The organism is Trueperaceae bacterium (assembly GCA_023954415.1).
In the GTDB taxonomy this organism is placed as follows: Bacteria; Deinococcota; Deinococci; order Deinococcales; family Trueperaceae; genus JAAYYF01.
This window is the reverse complement of the sequence record JAMLIB010000025.1, coordinates 1-4222: the sequence shown is the minus strand read 5'-3', so window position 1 is coordinate 4222 and position 4222 is coordinate 1. Positions and strand designations below refer to the sequence as shown.

At 71.2% G+C, this 4222-nt stretch carries 4 protein-coding genes; 1 reads left to right on the top strand and 3 read right to left on the bottom strand.

Going from position 1 to position 4222, the window contains the following annotated elements; translation table 11 throughout:
• Positions 1-757 (top strand): zinc-binding dehydrogenase (locus M9914_14280; protein ID MCO5175343.1); only part of this gene is annotated, 757 nt, incomplete at its 5' end.
• Between the two features lie 38 nt (positions 758-795).
• On the opposite strand, the gene M9914_14275 is transcribed toward M9914_14280, so the two are convergent.
• From M9914_14275 to M9914_14265, 3 genes are all read right to left on the bottom strand, one after another.
• A complete protein-coding gene (locus M9914_14275; protein MCO5175342.1) occupies positions 796-2100 on the bottom strand; it encodes an ABC transporter substrate-binding protein in 1305 nt (434 codons plus the stop codon).
• 18 nt (positions 2101-2118) lie between these two features.
• Complete coding sequence (locus tag M9914_14270) at positions 2119-2256, bottom strand: hypothetical protein (GenBank protein ID MCO5175341.1); 138 nt, start codon at positions 2254-2256, stop codon at positions 2119-2121.
• 765 nt (positions 2257-3021) lie between these two features.
• A partial coding sequence (locus tag M9914_14265; GenBank protein MCO5175340.1) for a PQQ-binding-like beta-propeller repeat protein occupies positions 3022-4222 on the bottom strand: 1201 nt, incomplete at its 5' end.

The following is a 4222-nucleotide window of genomic DNA, read 5'->3' as shown; positions in this document are numbered from 1 at the left end:
GGAGTGCCGGCGCGGTCATCCGAGCCTCTGCACCGACCGCGGCGAGGCGTTCTTGCAGCCGGGGGGCTTCGCCGAGTACCTGCGCGTCCCGCGGCCGTTGGCCGACGCGGGTCTGCACCGCATCCCCGACCACATCCCCTACGAGGTGGCGAGCCTCGCCGAACCGCTCGCCTGCTGCGTCCACGGCCTGGAGGCCCTCTCCCTCCCCCAGGACGCGTCCCTGCTGATCATCGGTGACGGGCCGATGGGCCTCATGCAGGCCGCCATCGCGCGGTCGTTCGGAGCGGCGCGGATCACGCTCGTCGGCCTCACCCCGCAGCGCCTGGAGTACGCGCGCGGCGTGGCCGACGTGGTCATCGACGGCTCCTTGCAAGACGTCGAGGCGGCGCTGCGCTCGAGCGCGGTGGGCGAGGTCGACGCCGTCATGGTGTCGGTGGCGAGCCTCGACGCGCTCGCCCAGGCCATGAGCGTCGTCGCCAAGGGCGGGACCGTCAACGTCTTCGCCGGCATGCCGAGCGGCGCCACCTACCCGGTCGACCTGAAACGCGTGCACTACGACGAGGTGAGGTTGGTAGGAACGTTCGGCTTCGGGCCTCGGGACTTCGTCCGCGCGCTCGACCTCCTAGGCGACCTCGAACCGCAGCTCCGGCGGCTCATCACCCACCGTGTCGGGCTCGAGCAGGTCGAGGACGCCCTCCAGAACGCCGCGCGCCACGCGGGCGTGAAGACGGTGGTCATGGGACCGGCGCGGGAATGAGGGCGGTTCTCGCTCCGATCCACCGGCCAGCGCGTCCCTCAGCGGCACCGCGAAGCGCCCTGCGGCGCCATGCCCGGTCCGGTCTCGAGAGCCTCAGCCTCCGCCGCCACCTGCGCAGCGACCTCCACGACGTCCACGAGCTTCGCTAGGCCGCGTTGGTCGTTCAGCCGCCCGGTGAGCTGCGCGTCAGGATCCAGCTCGACGACGTAGAGGGGCTGCCGAAGCTGGTGGCTGGACGGGTCGAAAGACAAGGGCGTCGCCTTCCCGACCTCGAACCGCGCCTCGGGGCTCCCCAGGTACGCCGCGATGGCCTCGGGCAGCGTCGAGCCCGCGGCGACGGCGGCGTCGTGGAGGATCGTGACCGCGGCGTAGGCCGCCCACGCCGCCGGGTCCATCGGCTGCCCCCAGCGCGCCACGAAGCGGTCGTTGAGCGCGTCAGCGGCGGCCTCGCTGCCAGACCGGCCGGCAGGCCCGCCGTCACCCGCGCCATCACGCCCGCCGTCGCCCGCGCCGTCACCCCCACCGAGGGTCGCGTCCCACAGCGCCACGCGGAACCCTAGACCTTGCTCGCCCGCCCGCACGCGCATCGCCCCCAGGAAGTCGCGCGTCTGCGTGACGGGATACGGGTACGGGAGCGCCGCCACGTGCGGTCCGACGGACTCCTCCTGCGCCAGGAACGCGATCTGGTCTGGCGCGTTCACGAGCACCAGGATCAGGTCGGCGCCGCTACGCCGCACCGCCTCGAACACCGGGCCGTAGTCAGGCTGGCCCGTTATCACGCCCGTCGAGCCCGCGAGAACGGCGCCTGGGACGGCCCCGAGGGCGGCCAGCGCCGCGTCACGCAGCTCGGTCCCCTCCCCCGTCTCCTCGTACACGACGTACCACCGCGCGTAACCGTGGCCCGTGAACCAACTCGCCGCGGCGCCGAGGTACATGCCCGCGCCGGCCTCGACGTTGAACGTGCTCCTCAGGCACGCGGACCTCAGCGCGCTCGCGGGGGAGCCGATGTTGAGGAAGGGCACGCCCGCGCCTTCCGCGATGACAGAGAGCATGTCCGCCTGTCCGTCGCCCAGGCCCCCGACGAGCGCGGCGACGCCGTTGACGGCCAGGAGCCGCTCCGCGGCCCGCTCGGCCGCCTCGGCGCTCGGCGCGCTCGCCAACAGGAGCTCGAGGTCGACCGCGTCAGCCGCGGAACGGCTGTTGCTCGCCTCGGCCGCCAACTGAGCCCCCATCACGGCCGCCTGGCCCACCACGTCGTACAGCGATGCCTCCGGGACGAGCGAGACCCCGGTCCTGGTCGGGACCACGAACCCGACCCTCAGCGTCTCTTGGCGCCGCGGCATCCGGCACCCGCGGCGGCGTCAGCGGCTCGACCGGCACGTGGTAGCGCTCGACGACGGCCTTCGCACGTCGGCCCACCGCGCGGCCAGCGCGACGTTGAGGGCGTCGCGCAGGGCGACGTCGCCGGGCCGGACCGCGATCGTCATCGGGACGGTCATGGGCAGGCTCGTGGGGTCGAATGGGACGTTATCGGGACGACGGTGAGGTCGAGCCCGAGCTCGCCGGCGTAGTAGCCGACCTGCGGTCCTTCACGCCACGCCGACGTCGACATCGCCGTTGGCGACCGCCTTGACGATCTGCGCGAGGCGGTCGGGCGCGCCGTACTCTGCCCGGTACGCTGCGACGATGTTGGCGCCGAGGGCGTGCTCGACCAGCGACGTCTGGGGCGGGATGCCGTTTGGATCGCACGCCGATTCAGGTGCGCAGCACCGGATCGTCGAAGGAAGATATCTCGTAGCCTTGGTTCGGCCGGTGCCAGAGCACAGTCGCGGTAGTAGGCGACGGTCGTGAGGAGGTCCTCGTGCCCGTCGGGGGACTCCCATCAGCATACGTGCCGCCCGCGCGCAGCTCGAGCCGGACGATATCGCCGTTGAAATAGTGCCAGTCGTAGGTGACGCGCGCCCCCGGAGCTCGCCGGCCAGGGATGCGCTCGCCATCTCAGCCCGAACCTGCGCTCGTCGTCGCTCGAGAACGGCATCGAGCTGGGGTCGGCGCACACGCGCATCTTCCCAGCCGCCGGTCTGGGCGGCGGGGGATCGGCAGCCTGTGCGCCAGCGACTCCGAGGCCCAGCGCCATGATGGTCAGGAGCAGCGCGGCCCCTCGAAGCGCGTGAGCGGCAGACCGGTTCTTCATGGGTCTCCCCTTCGCTGACATGAGCGGGTGAGGTGGGCACTGCCCCCTCACCTGCTGAGCGCCGCGCTGATCAGCGCGGCAGTCCGAAGACGTACAGGAAGCTGCCGGGGCGCGTGTAGCGCCCGGTGTTGTCGGGGGCCGTGTCGGCCGTTACAACGCTGTTGGCCGGCGCCTTGCTCCCGATGACGGCGATGTACTGCCTGCCGTCCGTGCCCCGGAAGCTGATCGGCGAGGCGTCGAACCCGCTGCCGGTCCGGAACGACCAGAGGATCTCGCCCGTCTGCGCGTCCAGTGCCCGGAAGGCGCCTTGGTTGTCGCCGCCGAAGACCAGGTCGCCGGCGGTGGACATGATGGGCCAGCTCAGGGACTGGTTGGACTTGATGTTCCACGCCTGCTCGCCCGTCGCGGGGTCCCAGGCCTGGATCTGGGCCGTCCAGCCGCCGGGGCCGGTCGAGCGCGCGCCGAACGTCTCGAGGACGTAGCTCTCGCCCGGGGTGTACTCACCCTCGGTGCCCGTCATCGTGCTGCACGTGTTATAGGCCTGGAAGTAGATGAGGCCCGTCTTGGGCGAGTAGGTCGTGTTGTGCCAGTTGCCGATGCCGAAGGGGCAGACCACGCCCGTCTCGGTGCCCGTGTACACGATCGCGTCGTCGTTGTAGACCGGCATCCCGGTCTCCATGTCGATATGGTCGGCCCAGGTCACGGTCGTGTACTTGATGGGCTGGTGCAGGAGTTCGCCGGTGTGCGCGTCCCACACGTAGAAGAAGCCGTTACGCGCGGGCTTCATGAGGGCCCGGCGCGTCTGTCCGCCGATCGTCAGGTCGACGAGCTGCTGGCCGGCAGGCAGGTCGTAGTCCCAGGCGTCCTGGGGCGTCGCCTGGTAGGCCCAGACGAGGTTGCCAGTCGTGGCGTCGCGCGCCATCTCGGAGGCGCAGTAGGCGTTCGTGTACTGGTCGAGGCCGGGAGCCGTGGCGGGGTCGCGCCGGTAGTCGGGGTTCCACGGCGCGCAGTTGCCCGTGCCGTAATAGAACAGGTTGGACTCTGGATCGAACGTGAACCAGCCCCAGACGGCGCCGCCGCCCGTCTTCCAGGAGTCGCCGTACCAGGTCGAGGTCCCGGGGCTGTCCGGCGTCGGGTAGAACGGCTTGAAGTCGGGGCCGATGCCCATCTCCTCGTCCGGGCCCATGTTGTAGAACTTCCAAACCTGCGCGCCCGTGTCGAGGTCGTACGCGGACACGTGCCCGCGGATCCCGCGCTCGCCGCCTTCCACG

Excerpts from the sequence above, each read along its gene's own strand:
- M9914_14275 (MCO5175342.1), bottom strand. The coding sequence starts at position 2,100 with ATGCCGCGGCGCCAAGAGACGCTGAGGGTCGGGTTCGTGGTCCCGACC.
- M9914_14270 (MCO5175341.1), bottom strand. The coding sequence starts at position 2,256 with ATGACCGTCCCGATGACGATCGCGGTCCGGCCCGGCGACGTCGCCCTG.